This is a genomic window from Photobacterium sp. 270122K (assembly GCF_059941365.1).
The window spans coordinates 67433-91458 of sequence record NZ_JBPOEN010000006.1 but is presented as its reverse complement, the minus strand read 5'-3'; the positions used below and the strand labels follow the sequence as shown (position 1 = coordinate 91458).

General features: G+C 50.7%; 22 protein-coding genes. 16 read left to right on the top strand and 6 right to left on the bottom strand.

Annotated features, from left to right (window positions below; all coding sequences use genetic code 11):
• The first annotated feature begins 24 nt into the window (after positions 1 to 24).
• Positions 25 to 738 carry an ATP-binding cassette domain-containing protein gene (locus ACSF8W_RS12340; RefSeq protein ID WP_500847626.1) on the top strand — a complete coding sequence of 238 codons (714 nt, stop codon included), beginning with the start codon at positions 25 to 27 and terminating at the stop codon, positions 736 to 738.
• On the top strand, positions 732 to 1361 hold the full coding sequence (locus ACSF8W_RS12335; protein ID WP_500847625.1) for an ATP-binding cassette domain-containing protein: 630 nt from the start codon (positions 732 to 734) through the stop codon (positions 1359 to 1361). The genes ACSF8W_RS12340 and ACSF8W_RS12335 overlap by 7 nt, the downstream gene beginning before the upstream one ends.
• On the opposite strand, the gene ACSF8W_RS12330 is transcribed toward ACSF8W_RS12335, so the two are convergent.
• Both ACSF8W_RS12330 and ACSF8W_RS12325 read right to left on the bottom strand, forming a co-directional pair.
• Positions 1321 to 2244, bottom strand: coding sequence for an alpha/beta hydrolase family protein (locus ACSF8W_RS12330; protein ID WP_500847624.1), 924 nt, complete (start codon positions 2242 to 2244; stop codon positions 1321 to 1323). The genes ACSF8W_RS12335 and ACSF8W_RS12330 overlap by 41 nt on opposite strands.
• A gap of 171 nt (positions 2245 to 2415) precedes the next feature.
• On the bottom strand, positions 2416 to 3309 hold the full coding sequence (locus ACSF8W_RS12325) for a LysR family transcriptional regulator (protein WP_500847623.1): 894 nt from the start codon (positions 3307 to 3309) through the stop codon (positions 2416 to 2418).
• Between the two features lie 296 nt (positions 3310 to 3605).
• Between ACSF8W_RS12325 and ACSF8W_RS12320 the strand changes: the two genes are divergently transcribed.
• The 9 genes from ACSF8W_RS12320 (at position 3606) to ACSF8W_RS12280 (ending at position 13092) form a co-directional block, all read left to right on the top strand.
• The gene (locus ACSF8W_RS12320) at positions 3606 to 4160 is read left to right on the top strand and encodes a hypothetical protein (RefSeq protein WP_500847622.1); all 555 of its coding nucleotides are present in this window, start codon (positions 3606 to 3608) and stop codon (positions 4158 to 4160) included.
• A 62-nt stretch (positions 4161 to 4222) separates the two neighbouring features.
• On the top strand, positions 4223 to 5158 hold the full coding sequence (locus ACSF8W_RS12315) for an endo alpha-1,4 polygalactosaminidase (protein ID WP_500847621.1): 936 nt from the start codon (positions 4223 to 4225) through the stop codon (positions 5156 to 5158).
• 413 nt (positions 5159 to 5571) lie between these two features.
• Entirely contained in the window at positions 5572 to 6747 is a 1176-nt protein-coding gene (gene doeB2 / locus ACSF8W_RS12310; protein ID WP_500847620.1) for a N(2)-acetyl-L-2,4-diaminobutanoate deacetylase DoeB2, read from the top strand.
• A 14-nt stretch (positions 6748 to 6761) separates the two neighbouring features.
• Positions 6762 to 8054: an aspartate aminotransferase family protein gene (locus tag ACSF8W_RS12305; RefSeq protein WP_500847619.1), complete on the top strand. Its 1293-nt coding sequence runs from the start codon at positions 6762 to 6764 to the stop codon at positions 8052 to 8054.
• Entirely contained in the window at positions 8051 to 9364 is a 1314-nt protein-coding gene (doeA, locus tag ACSF8W_RS12300) for an ectoine hydrolase (protein WP_500847618.1), read from the top strand. The genes ACSF8W_RS12305 and doeA overlap by 4 nt, the downstream gene beginning before the upstream one ends.
• Positions 9357 to 10718, top strand: a complete 1362-nt coding sequence (locus tag ACSF8W_RS12295; protein ID WP_500847617.1) for an NAD-dependent succinate-semialdehyde dehydrogenase — start codon at positions 9357 to 9359, stop codon at positions 10716 to 10718. The genes doeA and ACSF8W_RS12295 overlap by 8 nt, the downstream gene beginning before the upstream one ends.
• Before the next feature lie 32 nt (positions 10719 to 10750).
• Entirely contained in the window at positions 10751 to 11521 is a 771-nt protein-coding gene (locus tag ACSF8W_RS12290; RefSeq protein WP_500847616.1) for a phosphotransferase, read from the top strand.
• Positions 11522 to 11690: 169 nt separating this feature from the next.
• Positions 11691 to 12263, top strand: a complete 573-nt coding sequence (locus tag ACSF8W_RS12285) for a YbhB/YbcL family Raf kinase inhibitor-like protein (protein WP_500847801.1) — start codon at positions 11691 to 11693, stop codon at positions 12261 to 12263.
• Positions 12264 to 12294: 31 nt separating this feature from the next.
• Positions 12295 to 13092 carry a helix-turn-helix transcriptional regulator gene (locus ACSF8W_RS12280; RefSeq protein WP_500847615.1) on the top strand — a complete coding sequence of 266 codons (798 nt, stop codon included), beginning with the start codon at positions 12295 to 12297 and terminating at the stop codon, positions 13090 to 13092.
• 128 nt (positions 13093 to 13220) lie between these two features.
• Here the strand turns inward: ACSF8W_RS12280 and ACSF8W_RS12275 are convergent, their stop codons facing one another.
• Both ACSF8W_RS12275 and argH read right to left on the bottom strand, forming a co-directional pair.
• A complete protein-coding gene (locus tag ACSF8W_RS12275; protein WP_500847614.1) occupies positions 13221 to 14561 on the bottom strand; it encodes an anaerobic C4-dicarboxylate transporter family protein in 1341 nt (446 codons plus the stop codon).
• Between the two features lie 93 nt (positions 14562 to 14654).
• On the bottom strand, positions 14655 to 16034 hold the full coding sequence (gene argH / locus ACSF8W_RS12270; RefSeq protein WP_500847613.1) for an argininosuccinate lyase: 1380 nt from the start codon (positions 16032 to 16034) through the stop codon (positions 14655 to 14657).
• Between the two features lie 991 nt (positions 16035 to 17025).
• Here argH and gltS point away from each other — a divergent pair.
• A complete protein-coding gene (gltS, locus tag ACSF8W_RS12265) occupies positions 17026 to 18252 on the top strand; it encodes a sodium/glutamate symporter (RefSeq protein WP_500847612.1) in 1227 nt (408 codons plus the stop codon).
• On the opposite strand, the gene ACSF8W_RS12260 is transcribed toward gltS, so the two are convergent.
• Positions 18220 to 18663 carry a thiol-disulfide oxidoreductase DCC family protein gene (locus ACSF8W_RS12260; RefSeq protein WP_500847611.1) on the bottom strand — a complete coding sequence of 148 codons (444 nt, stop codon included), beginning with the start codon at positions 18661 to 18663 and terminating at the stop codon, positions 18220 to 18222. The genes gltS and ACSF8W_RS12260 overlap by 33 nt on opposite strands.
• Positions 18664 to 18906: 243 nt before the next feature.
• On the opposite strand from ACSF8W_RS12260, the gene ACSF8W_RS12255 reads away from it, so the two are divergent.
• From ACSF8W_RS12255 to ACSF8W_RS12245, 3 genes are all read left to right on the top strand, one after another.
• Positions 18907 to 19629: a response regulator gene (locus ACSF8W_RS12255; RefSeq protein ID WP_500847610.1), complete on the top strand. Its 723-nt coding sequence runs from the start codon at positions 18907 to 18909 to the stop codon at positions 19627 to 19629.
• A gap of 28 nt (positions 19630 to 19657) precedes the next feature.
• Positions 19658 to 20971: an ATP-binding protein gene (locus ACSF8W_RS12250; protein WP_500847609.1), complete on the top strand. Its 1314-nt coding sequence runs from the start codon at positions 19658 to 19660 to the stop codon at positions 20969 to 20971.
• Between the two features lie 68 nt (positions 20972 to 21039).
• Positions 21040 to 21984: a LysR family transcriptional regulator gene (locus tag ACSF8W_RS12245; protein WP_500847608.1), complete on the top strand. Its 945-nt coding sequence runs from the start codon at positions 21040 to 21042 to the stop codon at positions 21982 to 21984.
• Here ACSF8W_RS12245 and ACSF8W_RS12240 read toward each other — a convergent pair.
• A complete protein-coding gene (locus ACSF8W_RS12240) occupies positions 21960 to 22565 on the bottom strand; it encodes a hypothetical protein (RefSeq protein ID WP_500847607.1) in 606 nt (201 codons plus the stop codon). The genes ACSF8W_RS12245 and ACSF8W_RS12240 overlap by 25 nt on opposite strands.
• Positions 22566 to 22912: 347 nt before the next feature.
• On the opposite strand from ACSF8W_RS12240, the gene ACSF8W_RS12235 reads away from it, so the two are divergent.
• A complete protein-coding gene (locus ACSF8W_RS12235; RefSeq protein WP_500847606.1) occupies positions 22913 to 24010 on the top strand; it encodes a methyl-accepting chemotaxis protein in 1098 nt (365 codons plus the stop codon).
• Positions 24011 to 24026 lie beyond the last annotated feature (16 nt).

The following is a 24026-nucleotide window of genomic DNA, read 5'->3' as shown; positions in this document are numbered from 1 at the left end:
CTGAGAAAGGAATAAGTCGTTAACGTGTTATCTATCAACCAATTATCCGTAATATCGTCATCCTGTGATGTAAGCCTGCTGCATCCCATCAGTTTTACCGTGCAGCGGGGAGAGATCGTCGGTGTGATCGGTGAAAGCGGCAGTGGCAAAAGTATATTGGCGCACGCGCTGTTGGGACAGGTGCCCGCCGGGTTTTGTCGCCATGGCGAGGTAAAAGCGACGGGCTCTTTGGCGTTATCTGCTCAATCGGCTGCAGTGTTTGACCCGTTAAAAACGGTCGGGCAGCATTTGGCCCGTTGGCGTGCCGATTTTGCCTATGCCTTGTGGGGAGCCCATGCGTTGCGGGAGGCCCATGCGACCCGCAATAGCGATATTGCTGGGTGTTATCGGCATCAACTGTCTGGCGGCATGGCAAAACGGGCGTGTTTGGCGCAGGCGCAAGTGCAGTCTCCCGCTTTTATTGTGGCGGATGAACCCTGTGCCGGACTGGATGAAACACAAGCGGAGACGATGTATCGTCAACTGCGGGAAACTGCGCGCACCGAGCATCAAGGCATGGTGATCATCTCCCATAATTTGCGTCAGTTATTACGTTGGGCAGATCGCATAGTGGTGCTGCGAGAAGGGCGATTGGTGGACGTAACCACACCAAGCGCGATGATGGATGGTCAGTGTCATGCTTACAGCCAAGCGTTGTGGCAGGCGTTGCCGGAAAATTGGGGGCATTCGCTATGTTGAGTTTGCAGCAGGGCGTGGTGGTTTATGAGTCAGAGCGTCCATTTCGTTTTTTATCCAGCTGGCAATCAAAACGTGAACTGGCGTTATGTGACATCACTGTACAACGCGGTGAAGTGGTGGGGGTATTCGGCCCCAGTGGGTGCGGAAAATCGACCTTGGCAAAAGTGCTGGCCGGGATCCAGCCACTGCATCGCGGGACGCTGTCGGTGCCAGCTTGTCCACAAGGACAAGCCAATCCGGTGCAATGGGTGGCCCAACAGCCAGAGTTTGCGTTTAATCCCTACCTGACGTTAGACCAGTCATTACGCGAAAGTTGGCGTGAGACGGATTTCAGCGCCATACTGGCAGATTTTCACATTCAGCCCGCATGGTTAGCACGCCGACCTTCACAGCTTTCCGGCGGGCAATTACAGCGACTGAATGTGGTGCGGGCGTTGATCCCATCGACGCAATTTTTGTTGTGTGATGAGATCTCCGCCCCGTTGGATCTGCTCACCCAGCAACAGCTTTGGCAGGCTTTGCTACGTCACTGCAAGGCTCGCCACATCGGCGTGTTGGTGATTTCCCATGATCGCGCTTTGCTCAATCAGGTGTGTGATCGGCAAGTGCGGTGTGAGCCTTAAAACCGGCATTGAACCAGTTGATGGTTTCTGGCAGCACGCGCTCGTCTAACATGCTCGGCCCTGAAAACGCGCCCCAGACATGATCAGTATTGAGTTCAACGTGTTTATTGTCGCCTTGGTGGTAGTGCATCCACGCATCGGTATTGACGACCAGATCATCCTGCGTGCCTTGAATCACCAGCAGCGGCCCCGGATAGTGGGCAATGGCACCAATCGGGTTCATGGTCAGCACTTCTTTAAAGAATTTGCCTTTCAGCGTGGTTTCATAACCCCACGGCGTGGTGGTCGTAAACGGGGTTTCGGCTTCGCTGGCGCTGGCTTTCAGCACCAAGTCAGCGCCCATTAATTTGCCGTACGTCATGTAGGGGTGAGTCACCGGTGACCACAGAACGACCGCATCGAGATCCGGATTCAAATTGGCCACATGGCTGGCGACAAGGCCGCCTTGACTCCAACCAAGCAGCCCCACTTTGTTGGGGTTAATTTGCGGTTGTTTTTTCAGCCATTGCAGTGCGCGCTGGGCATCTTCAATTTGGCGGGAAAAGGTAGTGTCAGCCCATTGGCCATCACTTTCGCCTGCGCCACGAAAGTCAATGCGCAGGCTTGCAATACCTTGCGAGGCCAACGTGCGTGCAGTACGGGTGTAGATCCCTTCGTCGGTGCCTTCAATCTGCAACTCGTCTTTTTGCCCCATAAACCCGTGTAGCATGAGGATCACGGGTGGTTGCACGACATTATCCGGAACGTTCAGGGTGCCGACGACAGATTGGTCATCCACCGGAATCACCACTTTCGATTCTTTGGCATACAGGGAGGAAGAAAAAGAAAGCGCCATGAAAACAGCCATGTTCGTTAACGTGAAAGAGTGTCGTAAAGATTGCATAGTCATCACCATAAAAAACACACAAAGGTGCCATTGACGAAAGTGAGACACTTTCATCATCTGTTTAAATAAAAATAATTTCAAGGATTATTCATTGTTGAATTTTACGTGCAGCGAAACGATGCCAATGAATATTGGCATGCAGACAACAATAAAAATATAAGCAGTAATTTATTGATTAAATAATTGGTCGATAAACTTTCGAGTCTTTAATGGCACCACCACATTATCCGGATACAGAATATAAAGCGAGGTATCCCACGTATAATCTGATAAAAGACTGACTAATGTGCCTTGCTCCAAATACGGTTGGGCAATAAAGGCTAACGAGGCGGTGATCCCTAATCCTCTTGCTGCAAATTCTGCCAGTTGGCGTTCACTGTGTGACTCAATGTACGAGTCGATGTAAGGCGAGACGCTGTCATTGAGTTCGCCCTGTTCGTCGATAAACGTCCACTTTTTCTGTGTCAGGCAGTGGGCATAGTTCATACAGCGATGATTGACCAAGTCCTGAGGCGTCAGCGGTTCCCCGTGTTGAGCGAGGTAATCCGGTGAGGCAACGATGTACGTCTTCAACGCTTTGACTTTGCGGCATTTGTAAGAGCTGTCGCTGGGTTGACCAATGTAAAATGCCACATCAAACCCTTCACCGACTAAATCGCCAATGGCATTGTCGAAAACAATGTCGATATTAAGGTTTGGATACTGCATCATGACTTGGGTGATGACATCAGTCATAAACGCGTCATGCTCTAATACCGGTGGCATTTTTATTCTGAGTTTGCCGCGTACTTCGCCTTTTCTGTCATCAATATATTCATAGCAGTCGCTGATGCTATCGAATATTTTCGCACATTGCTCGTAAAGGTAACGTCCTTCATCGGTTAAATTAATGGTGCGGGTAGTACGTTGGATCAGCGTACAGTTCAGGCTTTCTTCCAATAATTTAATGTGCTTACTGACAACGGATTTTGAAATATACAGCTTGTCGGCCGCAATAGAAAAAGAACCGTATAAAATCACGTTATAAAATGTTCGTAGCAAATTTAAATTCAGTGAGTGCATACTGTTCTCCTTTGAGCGCTATATTAACCGTTTAGCGAGGGGAGTAAAGTGAGAACCCCACCGTTATTGTTGCTAAATCGGAAACAGACTTTTCTCACCGTGTTGGGCTTGGAGCGGGTCTGTTTGACGCGACTCTTTGCACACTCTCTTTTGTATGAGTCCTTTCGCTCGAATTCGTTTGTACCGATTATGTGGAGTCTGTTTTGCGCATCAGAATGACCTAACGATTGACACCGGGTCGTGTTTATTGGGATATTTCGTCGATTTTATAAAGTAGAACAGTGGATTCAGGCGAAATGGCAGTAAAAAAGCAGATATTGGCACTATTGGCCTCTCTATCCTTGATGGGGTGTGTTTCTGACGATGGTTTACCGAGTGACTTATCGGAAAGCCTATCCGCACCGTTTACCAATGACTTAACCATGACCAAATTGATGCGCAAGGATGGGACGAAAATTGTCATGAGTTCAATCGGGTGTTTTAGTTCAAACGCCAATGTCATTGAAATCCGCGATAACGTCATGCACGTCAGCCGCTTAGGTGATGCACGACGCACTTATGCCTCTAGCATCAATAATGGCGTTTACATCGGCGCGATTGCTTTGGACGATGAAAAAGTGGCGGCGTTAGATCAGGCTTTGCAACAGTACGCGCCAATTGAGACGCATTGTTCAACGACCACCCAAATGGTGGAGGTTTACTGGACGGACTTTTGGGGCATGCCGATGTATCAAAAGATGTATAAAGACGACTGCAACCTTCAGTCGCGTCCCAAGTACACCTTTCAATCTGTGATTTACGAGGCCATGAAGGCACCCGCTTCAGATCGACCTTTCCGTTCAACGCCTTAAATAAGTGCGCACAATCTGATGACGATTCGCGTTATCCTCCTCTAACACATAGACTGTAGGGTATGCGTAATTTCATCCTCCCTACAGTGGTGTCGGCGTGTGTCTTATCGTTGTCACTAGGCTGCAACAGCGAAGAATCGCCGGTTAATGAGGGCGGTGGTACGGCTCCGCCTGAGACCGTGGACATGCCGCCCGACACATCGCTTCCAGAAAATGGCGCGATTGATCCCATCAGTATCGACCCTGACACCCTTTCTCCTATTACTCGAGGCGGCTGGTACCGTCCACCGGTGATGACCACTTGGCAGTGGCAGCTCAACGGTACGGTCAATACCACCTATGACGTTGCCATGTATGACATTGATGTATTTGATTCCGCTGAAACGCTGATTCAGGACTTACAAGCGAAAAACATCAAGGTGATTTGCTACTTTTCCGCAGGATCGTATGAAGAATGGCGCCCAGATGCGACCGCGTTTGAATCGGCAGAGTTAGGCAATGCACTGGATGGCTGGCCGGGGGAGCGGTGGTTAGATATTCGCTCTTCCAATGTGTTACTTATCATGAAAGAGCGGTTAGATTTGGCGGTGCAAAAAGGGTGTGATGGTGTCGAGCCGGATAACGTGGATGGATACAAAAATAACACCGGCTTTGATTTAACGGCTGACGATCAGCTGACGTTTAACCGGCTGCTTGCCAATGAAGCACACAGTCGAAACCTGTCTGTTGGTCTGAAAAACAACGTTGAACAAGTGCCTGAGTTAGTCACGTATTTTGACTTTGCCGTGAATGAGCAATGTTTTGAATTTAATGAATGTCAGCAATTGGCACCGTTTATTGAGCAAGGTAAAGCGGTGTTCAATGTAGAATACGAGCAAAAATATCAACAAAATACGGCAGACAAAGAGGCCTTGTGTGTCCGTTCGCGGGAGATGCAGTTCAGTACGTTGATTTTACCGCTGGATTTGAATGATACCTTTCGATTGAGTTGTTTATAACGTTATCCCACATCGCTTATCCCCGTATGTTAATGCAAGGGCAAAAGTTGCAAATCCCTAAACCCTGTGCTTACTTTACTACTAAGTGTTTATTCTATTTTTAAGCCAAGACCCCGATCACGTTAAGTGATCCATAAGAGTGTTTCGGGGCCTGTGACTGTTTGCAGCAAACGGAGGCGCAGCAGATGAAGCAGATGCAGATTATCTATCTCAAACCGCACTCCGGCCTTGTCACGGGTAATAACCCCACCTTTATGTCGCCCCATCACTAAGTCCTTCCCATTTTGTTTGTATTAACACGCCAGGCTGTTTGCCTCTGTGTTTTTCTCAGATTTTCTTTCGTCTTCATTTGGCGTTTATCGGATCCCTGTTGATGTGATCTGATACACCGCCCTCACGGGTTTGGGGTCGCTATGGCCGAAACGGTTTATTGGCAACAATGCGTTGATTACGCGATGTTATTGCGCCGCCAATTGCATCAGCAACCGGAATTGAGTTGGCAGGAAAAGCACACCGCTAACACTATACGTGAAGCGTTGAGCGCGATGTCAATAGAGTGGCGTGAATGCGCCGGATTGGGCACGATCGCGACATTGGCCGCGAACCAGTCGGGCAAGCATATTTTATTGCGTGCCGATATGGACGCCTTGCCGATTGAAGAGCGTTCTGGCGTGTCATGGTGTTCTCAACAACAGGGGGTGATGCATGCGTGTGGCCACGATGGACACACTGCGGTTTTGCTGGGTACGGCGAAGTGGCTAAAAGCCCATGAACACCAATTGACGCATCCGGTCAGTGTGATATTTCAACCTGCCGAAGAAGGCGGCCACGGCGCGCGCGAGATGATCAACGACGGCGCATTGGCGGGCATTGATGCCATTTATGGTTGGCACAATTGGCCAGCGATACCACTGGGTCAGCTATTTTGTCCCGAAGGGACGGTGATGGCGGGCAATGCCACTTTCGAGATCGTACTCACCGGCATAGGTGGACATGCCAGCCAGCCCAATCTGTGCCGTGATCCGGTGTTAGCGGCCGCGGCGATTACGGTTAATTTACAGCAAATCGTGGCGCGTCGATTACCGCCACAAACGGCGGCGGTGGTTAGCGTGACAGCCATTGATGCCCCGAGTGGCCCCACAACCATTCCCACCCATGCCACCCTCAGTGGGTCGATTCGGGTGTCACACATGAACGATGCGGTGACGGTGGGGGAGTGGATCACGCAGATCAGTCAGGACACGGCCGCCAGTTACGGTGTGGATTGCCAAGTGACGCACTATCCCCGGTATCAACCCACCGTGAACCACGCGACAGAAGCCGCCCATAGCCGCACCACATGGCAAGCCTTATTTGGTCAGGTGGCACTGGATACCGACTCACTGCAACCCATTATGGCGTCGGAGGATTTCAGCTACTACTTGAACGCGATCCCGGGGGCATTTGCCCTCATTGGCGCGGGCGTACCCGGTGTCGACCATTCACCACCTTGCCACAGTGCCTATTACGATTTTAATGATCAATTGATTGAGCCGGTCATGCGCTGGTTCTGTCTCCTTTGTGCATTACCCACACCTTCATCTCAATAGCCAGGAGCCGGATTATGAGCATCTTTGAGCAACGTGAATCCAATTTACGCGGCTATTGCCGCATTTATCCCACGGTATTTGATACGGCCTATAACGCCATTCAAACCGATGAAAACGGGCGTGAGTATATCGACTTCTTTGCTGGTGCGGGGGTGCTAAATTTTGGTCATAACAATCCCCATATGACGGAAGCAGTTATTGACTACATTCAGCGCCACGGTGTGCTGCACAGTCTGGATATGAGCACCTGTATCAAACGTGAATTTATGGAAAAGTTCGTTGATATAGTGCTTAACCCCCGCAATATGCCGCATAAAATGCAATTTGTTGGTCCCACTGGCACTAACGCGGTGGAAGCGGCCATGAAACTGGCACGGCGGGTGACGGGGCGACAGACGATCGTGGCATTCAACCACGCCTTTCATGGCATGACGTTAGGGGCATTGGCCGCTACCGCGAATAGCTATTTTCGGGGGGCGGCAGGGGTGCCATTAAACCATGTGCAACATCAGCCTTTTGGCGCAGAGGATGAAAGTCATATTGATGGTCACTTGGCACTCGAACAGTTGAAAGCACAGTATCAGGATTCGTCGTCAGGGCAGTCGCTGCCAGCCGCGTTTTTGGTGGAAGTGGTGCAAGCGGAAGGCGGGGTAAATGTGGCCGATAAAGCGTGGCTGAAAAGCCTTGCTGCCTTGGCCAAAGAAATCGGCGCCTTGCTGATTGTGGATGATATTCAGGCGGGCATGGGACGCACCGGTGCTTTCTTTAGTTTTGATGAGTATGACATTGACCCTGACATCGTGTGTTTAGCGAAAGGGTTAGGCGGGTTGGGTACGCCCATCGCAATGAATCTCGTGAAGCCTGAATGGGATGATCATTGGTCTCCTGGTGAGCACACCGGTACGTTTCGCGGGCAAAGTTTATCTTTCATCGGAGGGGTACAGGTGTTGCGCTATTTTGAAGATGATGAATTCATGGCAGAGGTGAAGCGTAAAGCCAGCATCATGCGCCATTATTTGGATGGATTACACCGTTACCCCCATATTCAAATCCGCGGGAAAGGCATGATGGTGGGCATTGATCTGCAAGACGGTGTAGCGGCAAAGGCGGTGGTCAGCGAGTGTTTTCAGCAAGGGTTGCTGCTCGGTGCCTGCGGGACGGGCGGACAGGTGATTAAGTTGATCCCGCCGCTCACTATTGAAGATGCATATCTTGCGAAAGGGCTCAATATTGTCGTTGCGGCCATTGAGAAAGTGATTGCCGAGCACGACACGGCAGAGGTTGAAACAGGGAGGGCGGCAAAATGAAAAATAGAGACGATATGACCTTTGCCCCCGAAGAGTACCAAGCGCGTTTGGCTGCATTAAGATCGCGCATTGCTGAGCGGTGCTTGGATGCGGTGGTGATCACCGACCCTGAAAACATCATGTATTTAACCGACTACCAGACCACGGGGTACTCGTTTTTTCAGGGGCTGATTGTGCCCTTGGATCAAGAGCCCATCATGATCACCCGAGCGATGGAAGAGTCCAATGTGATTGAACGCACGTGGGTCGAACATACGCGCCCGTACCCAGATACCGGTGATGCGATTCAGATGTTAGTGGAAACACTGCGCGAGTTTAATTTAAATAATAAGCGCATTGGTTATGAACGAAATAGCTACTTTTTCCCTGCGTATCAGCAAGATTTTATCCATACCACCTTAACCGAAGGCAAGCTGCTTGATTGTTTTGGTATTGTGGAAGAAGGCCGCATTTGTAAGTCAGTCGCTGAAATTGAGCTCATGAAGAAAGCCGCCTTTGCAACCGAGGCGGGTATGCAGGCTGGCCTTGAGGCTGCTGTTGCTGGGGTCAGTGAAAATGACATCGGTGCCGCTATCAGTGCGGCGATGTTCAAGGCGGGCGGTGAACCACCGGCCGTTATGCCGTATGTCACCTCGGGACCCAGAAGCATGATAGGGCATGCCACGTGGGAAGGGCGCATTGTCGGGCCGAATGACCATGTGTTTCTCGAAGTCGGTGGCTGCTATCGGCGTTACCATACCGCCATGATGCGTACCGCCGTGAATGGGCAACTCACTGACTCCATGTATAAAGCGCAAGAGCTGATGAAAATGGCGTTAGATACCCTGCATGGCTACGTGCAACCGGGCATGACGGTGTCGGACGTGGATAATTTAGTCCGCAATATCATCTCGCATAACGATGTCGGCGCACGATTGATCACCCGTTCCGGTTACTCCATTGGCATCGCCTTTCCCCCCAGTTGGGATGAAGGCTATATCTGCAGCTTAAAACAGGGCGATTCCACCATTTTGAGGCAAGGGATGACCTTTCATATTATCCCTTGGATGTGGGGCGTCGATGGCAATAAAACCTGCGGGATTTCCGACACTATTTACGTGACAGAAACGGGCATTGAATCTTTCTTCTCGTTAGAGAAAGACTTCGTGGTGCACCCATCGTCAACCCAACTTGCGCCTATTCTGTCAACGGCAAACGCGTCCTCCATATCCACTTTGGAACCGTCTAAAAGTAAAGCCAGCAAGGGTCAAGCCGCCGTGCAAGCTGCACAAGCTGACGTGGTAAATACGCAGGAGAAAAAAGATGCTTAATGCGATGAATCCCGCAACGGGTCAGATCATACAAAGCTATGCCACATTAACCTCTGCGCAAATGGCCGAAAAAATAGCGCTCGCGCAGCAAGCCTATGTGGTGTGGCGCAACGTCAGTATGGACGAACGCGCCAGCCTGCTTAAACGGGTCGCCGCCCAACTGCGCGCCGATAAAGCGCGGCTCGGCCAGTTGATGACCGATGAAATGGGCAAGCCCGTGAAAGAAGCCGGCCCCGAAGTCGAAAAAGCCGCGTGGTGTTGCGATCACTATGCCGAGTATGCGGCGGCGTATTTGCACGATGACCGTGTCGAGAGTGATGCCAGTCTCAGCTATGTCCATTACCAGCCATTAGGGCCCTTGCTGGGGGTGTTGCCGTGGAATGCGCCACTGTGGATTGCGTTTCGCTTTCTTGCGCCAGCACTCATGGCTGGGAATACCTGTGTGATGAAGCATGATCCGCATGTGCCCGGGTGTGCTGTCGCTATCGAGCAGGTGTTTAAAGCCGCAGGCGCCCCCGAGGGATTGGTGGTGAATTTACCGATTGAAACGGAGCAAGTGGGTGAGGCGATTCGGCATAAACACATTCAAGCAGTGTCATTTACCGGCTCAGCCAAAGCAGGTGGGATTGTGGCAGCCACCGCCGCAGCAGAAATTAAACACGCGGTGTTGGAGTTGGGTGGCGCCGATCCCTGCATTGTGTTGGCCGATGCCGATCAAGAGGCTGCTGCCGATGTTGCTGTGTTGTCGCGTATCATCAACGCGGGGCAATCGTGCATTGCGGCGAAGCGCATTTTGGTCGAGCAATCTATCTATGATGAATTTGTCGGTAAATTGAAACAGCGCCTGCAAGCACTAAAAGTGGGGGATCCGAACGATCCCACTACGGATATCGGCCCTATTGCCCGTGAAGACTTGCGTGCTAATCTGCATCGCCAAGTCACGGAAAGCATCGCGCAGGGTGCCCGCTGTGTATTGGGGGGAGTATTACCTGACGGCGACGGCTTTTTCTATCCCGTCACCTTGTTAACTGACGCTCATGTTGGCATGTGTGGGATGAAAGAAGAAGTGTTTGGTCCGGTCATGGTGGTGTGTCCGGTGCGTGATGCTGACGAGGCGCTGCAAGTGGCGAATACCAGTGAATACGGGCTCGGGGCGGGCGTCTGGACCCGTGACAGCGCGAAAGCCTTGGCCTTGGCAGAACAGCTCGAAACCGGCCAAGTGGCCATTAACGGCATCGTGAAAACCGACCCACGTTTACCCAGCGGCGGGATTAAAAAATCCGGCTTTGGTCGTGAATTAGGCGAGCAAGGGATCAAAGCTTTTATTAATGCCAAGCAGATTTGGATAAAATGAATGAAGGATTCTAAAACATAACAAGGAGTGGTATGGAAACACTATCCGGCGGTAGGGAAAATGCCATTGTTCACGACGGCGACACCGTGCTGCGGCCATTGTCGCCGTGGTCGCCGACCATTCACCGCGTGTTGCAGCATTTTGAGCAGCAAGGCGTACAAGGGGTACCACGATTTATTGCGGTTGAAGGCCTGCAAGAACGGCTCAGTTTTGTCGTAGGCGAAGCGTATAACACTCCACTTATCGGCGACATAGCCGGCTTGCCCGCGTTACACTCCGCGGCGACCTTGTTGCGAACATTGCATGATGCGTCCGTGTCGTTTTTAGCGGAACACCCCGTAGAGGAAGGCAGATGGATGCTAAACCCACGGGCGCCGTATGAGGTGATCTGTCACGGCGATTTTGCCCCGTACAATGTGGCCTTGCAGCAAGGTGAAGTGGTCGGTGTGTTTGATTTCGATACCGCACACCCCGCGCCGCGTTTGTGGGATCTGGCTTATGCGGTGTATTGTTGGGCGCCGTTTAAAACCCACGAGGTCGATCGACTCGGTACTTTAGACGAGCAAATCGCTCGCGCCAAAGTGTTCTGTGACGGTTACGGCGCCACGGTCGCGCAGCGTGAGGCGTTGCCTGCTGCGATGGTTGAACGGTTGACGGCGCTAGTCAATTTCATGCGCACGGAAGCGGATAATGGCAACGCCCAATTTGCTGCGAATATTGCCGATGGACACCATCTCGCGTACTTGGCGGATATTGCTTACATTCAACAGCATGCCGACGCTATTCAGCAAGGGTTGGTCTAGTTGTAAGGATTGAGCGAATGATTAAATACCAAAAACAAACATAAAGTATCAAAAAGTAATGCTTTGTTGTTCTTAGTGATACTTATTGGTCTTATTTTGCATATTGGATTGGGTACACTTATCTCGTTCTCAGATAAGGAGTTGCCCCATGAAATCCATCGCATCAAACATGTCAGCATTGACGACGTCCACCTTCAAGAAACACGCATCGAAAGCCTTGGCCTCATCCGTTGTTGCACTCAGTTTGCTGGTGGCGCAGTCGGCGAATGCGTTTGAAATAAGCAGTAACGATATTCAGGAAGGCCATCCAATGGCGAAGACCTTTGAATACAACAGCTGGGGGTGTGATGGCGGTAACCAGTCGCCACAACTGATGTGGAAAGATGCCCCTAAAGGCACCAAGAGTTTTGCGATTACTGCGTATGATCCCGACGCGCCGACAGGCAGTGGTTTCTGGCACTGGGTAGCGTATGATATTCCGGCGAATGTGACTGCATTGCCTCGCGGCGTCGATATCAACAAAATCGGCGGTAAAACGGCGCGTATTGATTACGGCACCACAGGCTTTGGCGGTGTGTGTCCACCGGAAGGCGATGGCATGCACCGTTACCAGTTCACCGTATGGGCGTTGCCAACCGCGACGTTGAATGTCGGTCCTGACACCACACCGGCAGTGATTGGTTTTACGCTAAATAATATGGCGTTAGGTAAAGCGAAACTGACCGCAACCTTTACCCGATAAGCCGTAACGAGATAAGACACGGGAGAGCGTGATGGCGCACCAATATCAAACGACATGGTTTCGTGCCGGGCAGCAACAACCGCTGCGCAATGTGCGGATCCACTCTCCCAGTCTGATCCATATTTTGTCGGGCAGTAAACGTCTGTTCTGGAAAGACAGTACGGTAGAGGTGATGTCGTCGCAGTGCTTACCGTGCGAAGCCTCGGCATCATTGAGTTTTGATAACCTGCCGCACAACGGGCGGTTTCTGTCACGTATGATCAGCTTTCACTGTCAGCCGACAGAGGCCATGTTGACGCTAAGTCAAACTGTCAGCGAAGCGCGAGATCAACGGGGCACATCGCCGATGTTTGAGATCGACAGTGCCTTGAATGCCACCTTGGATGCCCTGTTTTCGTTTGATCTCAATACAATGAGTGAGGCAACCCAAACCTTTTGGGTGATGGGCGTATACCAGCAGTTGGCTGAAAAAGGCCAATTACACCCGCTATTTCCGCACGCACAGATGACGTTCAGTCAGCAAATCAGCCAGTATTTATCTCATTCTCCCGGCGAGGAGCATGCATTGGATGACGTGGCCGCACATTTTGCCATGAGTCGTGCGACCTTGATCCGCAAGCTCAAACAAGAAGGGCGGCAGTACCGCGAAGTCTTAGCCGAAGTGCGCCTGAATCACGCGTTGTATTTAATGCAACACGGTGACAGCAATGTGGCACTGTTAGCGCAATGCTGTGGCTATCAATCCGAAGGGCGATTTAGCCAGCGCTTTAAAGGCAAGTTTGGGGTGACACCCAGCGGGTATTTAAAAACGTTACCGTCGGATATATAAAATCGTTGTTCGGCGGGTGCGTAAAAAAGGCAGAATAAAAAAGAGGGATCAGATGATCCCTCTTGTGTTTGGATGATGTTGTGTTTGCTTTGGGTTTCTTTCTGCTGTTTGTCTTTTTCAGGTAGAAATTAGAAAACCAGCTTAGAAATAAAGTAACCCGCGGTGACGGAAGAAATGACCATCACGAAACCAGGCAGAATGTAACTGTGGTTCACAACATACGTACCCAACTTGGTGGTACCGGTACGGTCGAAAGACACACAGCCAATTTGGCCTGCACCCGGAACGATGAAGTCACCACAGGTTGCTGGGTACAGTGCGACAAGCATTGCCGGTGGAATACCCATTGCGGCGCCCAAAGGCATCAGTGCAGAAACGGTGGCAGATGGGCTGAAGATAACCGCTGAGAAGCAGAATAGGATCAAACCGAACATCATCGGTGCGCTTTCTACCATGCCTTCAAACGTGGTTTCAAAGAAAGGCTGGTAAGCGTTAAAGAACGTGCCAGTCATCCAAGAAATACCGAATACGCCAACCACACCGATCAAACCAGAGCGGAACACAGAGCCTGACGCGAACTTGTCACTTGGCACTTTGGCGAAGATGATCATGAACAGCGCACACGCCAGCATCACCATCTGGATCAGCACAGGCGTCGCCAGTACAACGGTTTTGCCGTCGATGTCCCAAGAAGGCAGCAGCGATTTGAAGGTACCGAACAAAATAACGGTCGCCACACCAAAACCAAAGATCAGTACGCTGAGTTTAACGGGTTTGGTTGGAACGTACGCCGCTTTCTCTGCTTGTAGGTTTTCATCTTCATGCAGCATTTGATATTCACCTGACGCCACGCGACGTTGGAATTCAGGATCATTTTCAAGTTCAGCACCACGTTTGTACACGAAGGCACAACCACACAAGGTACCGATAACAAACGCAGGCATGCTGACGGCAAGGATCTGGAAGAAGGTGACGTCGTACATCGACAATGTCGCGATCATACCCGCTGTTGCGGCACTCATCGGGCTTGCTGTGATCGCGATACCTGAGGCGATAACCGCCATCGACATCGGACGTTCAGGACGGATTTTTGCTTCCGCTGCCACTTCGGCGATAACCGGGTAAACCGCAAACGCCACGTATGACGTACCACAGAACACCACAAACATCGAAGAGATCAATGGGCCCAAGAAGGTGATCGCACTTGGCTTTTTCCGCAGCAGTTTTTCCGCGATACGGACCAAGAAGTCTAAACCGCCCGCACCTTGCAGCACACTGGTACAGGCGATAACGGCGATGATGATCAGTAACACGGTGGTCGGTGGTGACCCCGGTTGCAGGCCAAAGCCCAGCACCAGAATACAGACACCCAAACCACCGGCGGCACCCAAACCGACGCCACCAAATCGGCCACCCACGCCGATACAGGTCAGTACTACAGCCAGCTGTAGCCAAAATTCAACGCTCATACTTACTCCAAAAAACGGGATGACCGTGTGGCAACCCCGTTGACTGTCTGTCAAACGGCCCGCCGAGCAGACGGGCGCGTGATAGGGGAATGATTAGTTTGCTGCGATGGCTTCAGCGCGTTCGATTTGTGCTTCAACCGCTTGAGGTGCCGTGCCGCCGTAAGAGTTACGCGCTGATACACACGCTTCTAGCGTGATATCTTGGTAGATATCTTCATCGATAGAAGGGTGGAATGAACGGAACTCGTCAAGGCTTAGCGCGTCCAGTTTCTTGTCGTGCTTGATGCAGTAGTTCACCGCAGAGCCGACAACGTGGTGTGCTTCACGGAATGGCAGGCCTTTACGTACCAAGTAATCCGCCATGTCTGTCGCGGTAGAGAAACCACGGTCAGCCGCATCACGGGTGTTGGCTTCAATGATCACCATTTTTTCGATCATCGGTGTCATGACTTGAAGTGACAGTTGCAGGGTATCCATAGAATCGTATACCGCTTCTTTGTCCTCACTCATGTCGGTGTTGTAAGCCAGAGGTAGGCCCTTCATGGTGGTCAGAATCGCCATCAAGTTACCGTACATACGGCCCGTTTTACCGCGGATCTTCTCTGCGATATCTGGGTTCTTCTTCTGTGGCATGATGCTTGAGCCGGTGCAGAAGTCATCAGACAGTTCAATGAACTTAAAGTCTTGGCTTGAGAACAGCACGATTTCTTCAGACAGACGGCTCAGGTGCATGAAACAGATTGCAGCTGCAGCATTGAATTCCACCATGTGGTCACGGTCACTCACTGAATCGATACTGTTGTGTGTCGGTTCATCAAAGCCCAACAGTTCAGCGGTGTGGAAACGGTCGATAGGGAAGGTGGTCCCTGCAAGTGCGGCAGAACCGAGCGGACACTGGCCCATACGCTCGTGCAAATCTTCAAAGCGAGAGTAGTCGCGCTGAAGCATCCAGAAGTACGCCATGATCCAATGCGAGAATAGGATTGGCTGACCGGTCTGTAGGTGCGTGTAACCCGGCATGATGACGTTCATTTCGCCTTTTGCACGCTCGATGATCACTTTCTGCATTTCGCGGATCAGTGTCAGGTTTTCTTGGATAACGCCACGCATGTGCATTTTTGAATCCAGCGTGGTTTGGTCGTTACGGCTACGTGCGGTATGCAGTTTACCGCCGACTGGACCGATGATTTCAGTCATGCGCTTTTCGATAGACATGTGTACGTCTTCATCAGCGGTGTCGTAAACGAACGTGCCTTCTTCAACTTCTTTTGCGACGGCTTGCAGGCCAGAAATAATCAGATCCGCTTCTTCCTGTGTAATGATGTCTTGTTTAGCCAGCATGGTTGCGTGTGCAATGCTGCCTTTAATATCAATAGGGAACAAACGCTTTTCAATCATGATCGTTGCGTTAAATTCTTCAACAAGTTTATTTGTTGGTAGATCAAACCTACCGCCCCACAATTTAGAAGACATAAAAACCTCGTAAAAATTAAATAAATTAATAACAATATAAGAACCGTCAGGATAAATAAGAAAATCCATAACGATTAAATGAAATATGATAAATACAATATGTTTTTACGCGAACGGATAACCATCGAACACAGACGTTGCAAAACAGACATTGGATAAATACAAGTCTTTATTTACAAATAGATAGGCTGTAGTTGTTGGTTCCGGTAGCGGAAAAATAGGGTGCGCCAATAGCCATATAGCCGAGGGCTACAGGGTATTAACAGAAAGAGGGTTAGGTAATTGAATCGAAATTCAATCGACGATAATTACCTTGAAATGTTAGGCATACTGGCACGAGACAATCCTTTACTATGGCGCTAATGAGCAAACCGCGCTCACCTTTTTCGATGGGTGCACAATATAATTATTCTTTGTTAATAAAAGAGTCAGGAGTCACATTATTTATAAAATAGCGGTTTAATAAAATAAATTAACCACTAAAGATCACGCTTCGTGGTGCAACAAGTTTGCAGTACGGTGTTTTTATTTGAGATGTAACCGTTTTCAGTGGTAGATCGGGGGGCAGGAGCAAGTAGGCGCGGGACGAGTTTAAAGGGGTGGGCAAGAGCGAAAGCGCTTGCATCCATGAAGGGATCTGAAATCTTGCATGCAGGACCACAGGACCACAGGACCACAGGACCACAGGACCACAGGACCACAGGACCACAGGACCACAGGACCACAGGACCACAGGACCACAGGACCACAGGACCACAGGACCACAGGACCCTTTTGCTCTCACTCGGAGCGAAGCATGACCCGTCCCTCGACACTCGCCTCTGCTTTACCTGCCTTTACTCGCCCCTAGTCCCTGCACTTACTAGCTACTCATCCCTGCGCTTCTTCGCACCTTCGTCGCCTTATTTACCTCCAATACAGCATTGTTTGCTACCTTGAGATGAGCAATAGGCATATTAACGCGTAATTTGGGCAAGGAGGCACGATGGACATGGATTGGGTAAGCGGCATTTTGCGGTTTGACTCGTTTTTTGCGGTGACGATTGGGATATTGGTGCTGTTTGTTGGGCGGCAACTTAATCAACAGTTCGCGCCGCTCAAAGAATTCAGCATTCCTGAGCCCGTGACCGGTGGCATTGTGTTTTCAGTGCTGATTGCCGTTGTGTACGCGGTATCAGGGATCGCGATTGAATTTAATTTGATCGCACGGGATGTGCTGTTGGTGTACTTCTTTACCACCATAGGTATTAATGCCAGCTTGCGTGACTTGGTGAAAGGGGGCTTACCCTTAATCATACTGCTCGCGATCACTATCGGGTACATGCTGGTGCAGAACTTGACCGGGATCGGCATGGCGGGGTTGTTTGAATTGGATGGTCCGGTGGGCTTGCTAGGGGGCAGCGTGTCGTTGATTGGCGGGCATGGTACCGCGATTGCGTGGTCGCCCCGAATTGCCGAGAACTTTGCCATTAGTAATGCGATGGAAATTGGGGTGGCTTGCGCTACCTTCGGGTTGATTCTCGCCAGTTTGATGGGGGGCCCGATCGCTAAATTTTTGATCACCCGTTACGATTTAAAACCGGCACAGAAAGAAGCTTTGGATGTCGGGGTCGCGGACGAGGAAGACAACGGCAAAATCACCGGCTTTGATTTTCTTGATGCTGTTTTCGCGATTCATGTCTGCGTGATTGTCGGCTATATCTTCAATGAATTGGTTGCCAGTGCCGGTTTGCAGTTGCCATTGTTTGTCACCTGTTTGTTTGCCGGTATTGTGATGACCAATCTTATCCACGGTACAGGTATTCGCCGTATCACGGGGACGCGTTGGCCGGCACGTAAACCGGCGGTGGCATTAATCGCGGACATCTCACTGGGCACTTTCTTGGCCATGTCGCTCATGAGTATGCAGTTATGGACGCTGATTGATTTAGCGGGGCCGATTTTTGCCATTCTAGCGGCACAGTTTGTGGTCGCGGTGGCGGTGAACCTGTTTATCGTCTTTCCGGCCATGGGGAAAAACTACGATGCGGCAGTGATTTGCGCGGGCTTTGGTGGGATCTCGTTAGGTTCAACACCGACAGCCATGGCAAACATGTCGGCGGTGTCCCAGCGTTACGGGAACTCACACTTGGCGTTTATTGTTGTTCCGCTGGTGTGTGCGTTCTTTATTGATTTGGCCAACGCGTTAATCATTCCGTATTTTCTGTCTTACTTTTAGTGTGTTGGCGCGGGTGTCATCGGCCGTGCGAGGTAGCGAACATGCCTCGCATTGGGCTTGTCCCATCAGCAACGCCGAAAAGCGGTAACGGTGTTTGGCAAAAATACGGTAACACACGTCTGCGACATGACGGATCAGCGGCCAGCGCAGCATCTGTATCCAGCGTTTTTGTCCGACACTGCGCCATGCGAGTGCGGTGACATCCAACCCCAGTAGTAACACGCCATCTTCACGGACGCCGTGCAGAATGGTGCTGGCTTTTTTCGGGCTAATATTGGGGTAGCGTTGCGTGAAATCAGGCTGGCCAATGTCTTCAAACCGCAGTGTTCCTTGATGATTGGCACGTTGCAGCTGTTGCATTTCTGCCACGCACAGCGGGCAACGACCATCGTAAAAAATGGTGAGTGTCACAGTGTTATCCTTTTCGGGTGTCGGCATTGTCAGTATTAACGTGCGCATTAAACGTGTCGATCATTTCAGTCGGTTTTTATTCACTGTGGATATCGCGACCGTTTTTGTCTGTATCGCGTTTTACGTTACGGCCTTTTTATTTATCGCGCTGTTATTTATCGCTTAGAGGTATCCATCTGTCGCCGCTATCCTTTATCATGACGAGAGAAAAGACACGACAGCAAAGCAGTATGAGGTAGCCGGATGGAAAAAATGGTGTTGGTGGAAGATGACACCAAGCTGTGTGACCTTTTGGCGGCGTATTTTCGCCAGCAGCAATTTGATGTGACCACCGTTTATGACGGGGCTCAAGCGCCAGCGGTGATTGACGCCGTCCAGCCAGATGTGGTGATTTTGGATTTGATGTTGCCGGGAATGGATGGTTTAAGTGTGTGCCGCCAGATCAGAGACACGTTTTTCGGCAAAATTTTGATGTTAACTGCGAGTGATGACGATATCGATCACGTCGCGAGTTTGGAACTTGGGGCGGATGATTTCGTCTGCAAACCGATCAAACCGCGTGTGCTGTTAGCACGAGTGCGCATGCTGTTACGCCGCCAGTCTCGCGTTGCAGAGGGCGCTCCGACCGTTGAAGCACATGAGCAAGACCCCCCTCAGTTTGAACGCCAATACGGTGCGTTGGTGATCAACCAGCGATTGCGCGCGTGTGATGTGGCTGGCAAGGCCATCAACCTGACCGACAGCGAATTTAATTTATTATGGTTACTGGCTTGCCGACCAGATGAAGTGCTTACGCGCGAATACTTGGTGATGGCCACGCGCGGTATTCAATATGACGGCCTAGACCGTACCATCGATAATAAGATCGTGACGCTCCGCAAAAAGCTAGGGGACAACCCGACACTGCCACGCAAGATCATTACGGTGCGCGGCAAAGGCTATTTATTTGTGCCTGATCGCTGGTGATGGACGCCAATAGGCATAGGAGAGGCCGATGAAACGCCTGTATCTTGAATTTTTCTTAGGCTTATCCGGCCTGTTTTTGCTGTGTGTGGTGGCCTTTGCGTCTGCGGTGCACACCCTCACCCCGGATTATGAAGGGGAAGTGGAAATGGGGTATGTGTCCGGTGTGGTGTCTATATTAGAGGATGTGAAAGCCCAGCGCGGGCTGTCGGTGGCAGATAAACTGTTAACGGGCTTTGCTAAGCGTAATAGCTTAATTCTTACCCCCATGACTTGGGATGATCCGGCGTTGACCGCGAACGTGGTGAGAAAGCTGCAGCGTGACGGGGTTGCCTATCAGCGTGATAACCATTTTTGGCTGACCTATGGTGACCGCCAGCAGGTGTATTACCTCGCCCCTGATGAAACGGCGTCGATTTGGCAGCATGCCGAGACACAACTGGTGATCCTATGGCTGTCATTCTTGTTCACATTTGCCCTCTACAGCGCCTTGATGATCCGCCTGCTGGCACGCCGTTTTAATCAGTTAGAACGCGCGACCTTGGCCTTCGCAGAAGGGGATTTTCATGCCCGCGCCTCTGAGCATCCTCGGGATCGTCTTGGGCGGCTCAATCTGCGTTTTAACCAGATGGCCGATAAAATCGGCGCCTTAATTGCCAGTCATAAGCAGTTATCTAACGCCATCGCGCATGAGCTGCGCACGCCCATTTTTCGCGTGCAATGCCAATTGGATTTACTGGAAACGTCAGAACTGTCGGCTCAACAGCAAACCTATATTGCAGGCATTCATGATGACATGGATGAATTGGAAGCGTTGATTGAAGAGTTGCTGTATTACGCCAAAATGGAGCGCTCTTCATTGGCCGCAGGGATCATGTTGTCATTGAAAACGGTCGATGTGGCAGAGCTGCTCGATCACACGGTCAGCCAATGTCAAAAATCGCTGGTGACGCAACCGACAGACGGCACGGTACCGAGTGTGAACCTGACCTGTCCTTCACCGTGTTTGTGGGTGCTGGATGCACACCATCTCTCACGTGCGGTGTCGAACCTGATCCGCAATGCCAGCCGTTATGCTGACAGCGTGATTTCCGTGACGGTAGAACAGAAAGCAGACGCACTGGTGATTCATATTGATGATGACGGGTGTGGTATTCCGGAGTCTGAACGTGCCAATGTGCTGCAACCGTTTTATCGGGTTAACAGCGCGCGTGATCGTCAGTCTGGCGGTCATGGGCTCGGGCTGTCGATTGTCAGCCAAATCGTCAGTTTGCACCATGGTCAGTTAGTGATCACTGACAGTGAAAGCGGCGGAGCACGGGTAACCATTACGTTGCCGCAGTAACTTGCTTCGGCAGAGTATGGCAAGTTACACTCCGCGGATTCTGTGCGAGTGGTGTGAGGGAGTGGCGGGTGTCACGGTTTGATTATAATTTACTGAATGTATTGGATGTGTTGCTGGAAGAACAAAGTGTCACGGCAGCAGCAGCACGTTTGCATCTTAGCCAGTCGGCCGTGAGTAAGCAGCTCGCAAAATTGCGTGAGGTGTTTAATGATCCGCTGTTTGAGCGAACGTCTCACGGTTTGCGTCCCACGCCCCGCGCGAAGCAACTGGCGCCGGAATTGCGCAAGGTGCTGCAAGGCTTAGAGCACTTTACCCGCCCTAGCCATTTTGAGCCCCATGACAGTGAGCGGATATTTCACCTGCATATGGTGGAAACTGCGTATTCTTTAACGTATCCCTATTTTATGCCCGCGGTGCTGAGCGAAGCACCGAAAGTGAGCATTAACGCGAAAACATGGCGACGGGACAGTTTAGATCAGCTACTGCGCTGTGAAATTGATATGGCGATAAGTTGCTGGGAATGGGATCCGCGCTCGAAATGGCATATTGGGAATATTCCCGACGCCTTAAACTATGTGGAGCTTGTGCGTGATCACGCCATTTGTTTGGTGCGAAATGATCACCCCTTGTTGCAAGAGCCATGGACGATAGAGACTTTCCTGAAATACCGTCATCTGCAGGTGGTGTTTGGCGGTATTGATCAATGGCTGCTGGATGATGTGCTGGATCTGCAGCACCTGAAACGGGATATCGCGGTCAATTTAACCGATTTCCAATCTGCAATGGATTTGTGTGAGCAGAGTGATTTGATCCTTTGCGCCCCTGCCAAATACATTGATTACATGATGGGTAATCAGGCATTGATACGACGGGAAGTGCCGATTGAAATGCATTCAGGGTGTTATGTGTTGATGTGGCATAAGCACTTCGATTTTGATCACAGTCACCGCTGGTTCCGTGAATTGATCATCAACCAAGTCCGCGGCCCTCAGCCGTTGAGTTTACCGGCGTGATTGGTTGGCTGCCGTTTAAGGTAGTGACGCCAAGGTAAGTAAAAACGGGCTACCCGCAACAATAAATAGCCACTCGTGACGCCACCAGACAGCCACATCGCGCTGTCTGTCCCCATTTGCAAGATAAGAGCAATGGCGATCGTACCCAGCGAGATCCACGCAGCTCGCCATAAAGTCTCGATGTCGTAGCCGACCCATGCGGCCAGCGAGGTTTGACGGTAACGCCGTTTTAACCCCAGTAACCCAATGCCATACAGCAGCGGGATCACACTCATTAGCGGTAATGGCCAGCCGGAATACAGCGTGCTGCCAATGACACCTTTGCCGATGACGGTGTAGGTCATCGCCAGTGCATGGGGCGCATCAAACGGTAACACCCATGACAGCGCAAAGCAGGCTAACCCTACGACATAGAGCAGGGAGCCGGTAAATAATATCCCCCATACAGGAATACCCACCGCCAAATGCGCAATCGGCGCGAGTGTCATGGCATGCATACACCATGTCAGTGGCGTTGCCGAACGGGGCGCGAGGGCAGTATACGGCTGTCCGTTGTCAGGTTTTTGAGTGATGGATTGCATGGCATTACCTCCTGTTTGAGGCCGCGGGAGAATATTCAGTATGCGCTTATTGTGAGAATTATTGTTATGTTATCTCTCTCTTTATTGATAAATATCAAAAAGATATTCCCTTTACTGCCGATATGAAAAACAAGGTGCCTAATGAGCTGATATGCATAGAGATATCACTTTAACACGGCATGAAACATGTATAAGATGGCGGCCATTTTCCGCGAGATCACCTATTCCCAATAACACGGGATGCTTATTGGGAATAGGTCATTCACGTTTTCCTCAACCATACCACTTACATCAATGTGGCAGTCAGGGCGGTGTTGGGGCTGTCTTTTTAAGGGATTATCAGCGTTATGTTTGGATTTAGCTTTTTCAATAAAACCGACGATCACGCGCCGTTGTTGGCGCAGCAAGCAGAAGAAATCGCGCAGTTAAAATCCGCATTAGCACTGGCACAAAGTGAATGTGGGCAATTGCAGTCGGTGGCTGCGGATGCAGATCAAGATTTGCGTACCCAGCGACTCTATTTGGACAGTTTACTGAGTTCATTGTCACCGATTGAGCATATCCGTACCCATATCGCCATGGCGGCAGATCATTTGAAAGTGCATTTAGATCAGCATGTGGCTGAAAACCGCGATGGTATCGCGATATTAGAAAGCTTTCGTCAAACACTGCAAAATCTGATTGCGCAGATCAAACGCAGTGGGGAGTCGCTCGATACGCTACGCCTGAGTGCGGAGGATATCAGTCGGTTTGTGATCACGATTAATCGTGTGTCAGAGCAGACCAATTTACTCGCATTGAATGCCGCGATTGAGGCCGCCCGTGCGGGTGATTATGGACGAGGCTTTTCTGTGGTGGCTGACGAGGTGAGAAAGCTGGCATTAAGTGCCAGTGAAGCGGCCGGACAGATTGAAAGCGGCGTGAGCGCCATCAGCAATAATACGCAAGAATGCCACCAAAGCGCGGAATACATTGAAGCGCAATGTGCCATTTTGCATGACAAGATCACTGAATTGGTCGACATTGTGACCACCTTACTGCACAACACGGACATGCTGTATAACCTGGTGGATCAAAGTTATTCGGCGATTTTCCTGCGTCTTGTACAGTTGGATCACGTGGTGTGGAAAATCGCCATTTATCAAAAAATTCGTGACCGTGATTTTTCAGATGGCAGTGTGGCCGGGCATCAGCAGTGCCGCTTGGGGCAATGGTATTATCAGGGGCGGGGTAAACACTTGTTTTCGCAGTGTCCGTCTTATAAGCAATTAGAAACCCCGCATGCGCAAGTCCATAACTATGGCAAGCAAGCGCTGCATGCCTATGCGCAGGGTAATGAAGCCCAAGGGGTGAAATGTATCGCGATGATGGAGCGTGCGGCTGATACGGTGATCCTTTTGCTCAATGAGTTAGAAGGGGAAATCGCACAAGCCAAAATGCAGTAAGCGTGGCACGAGAAAG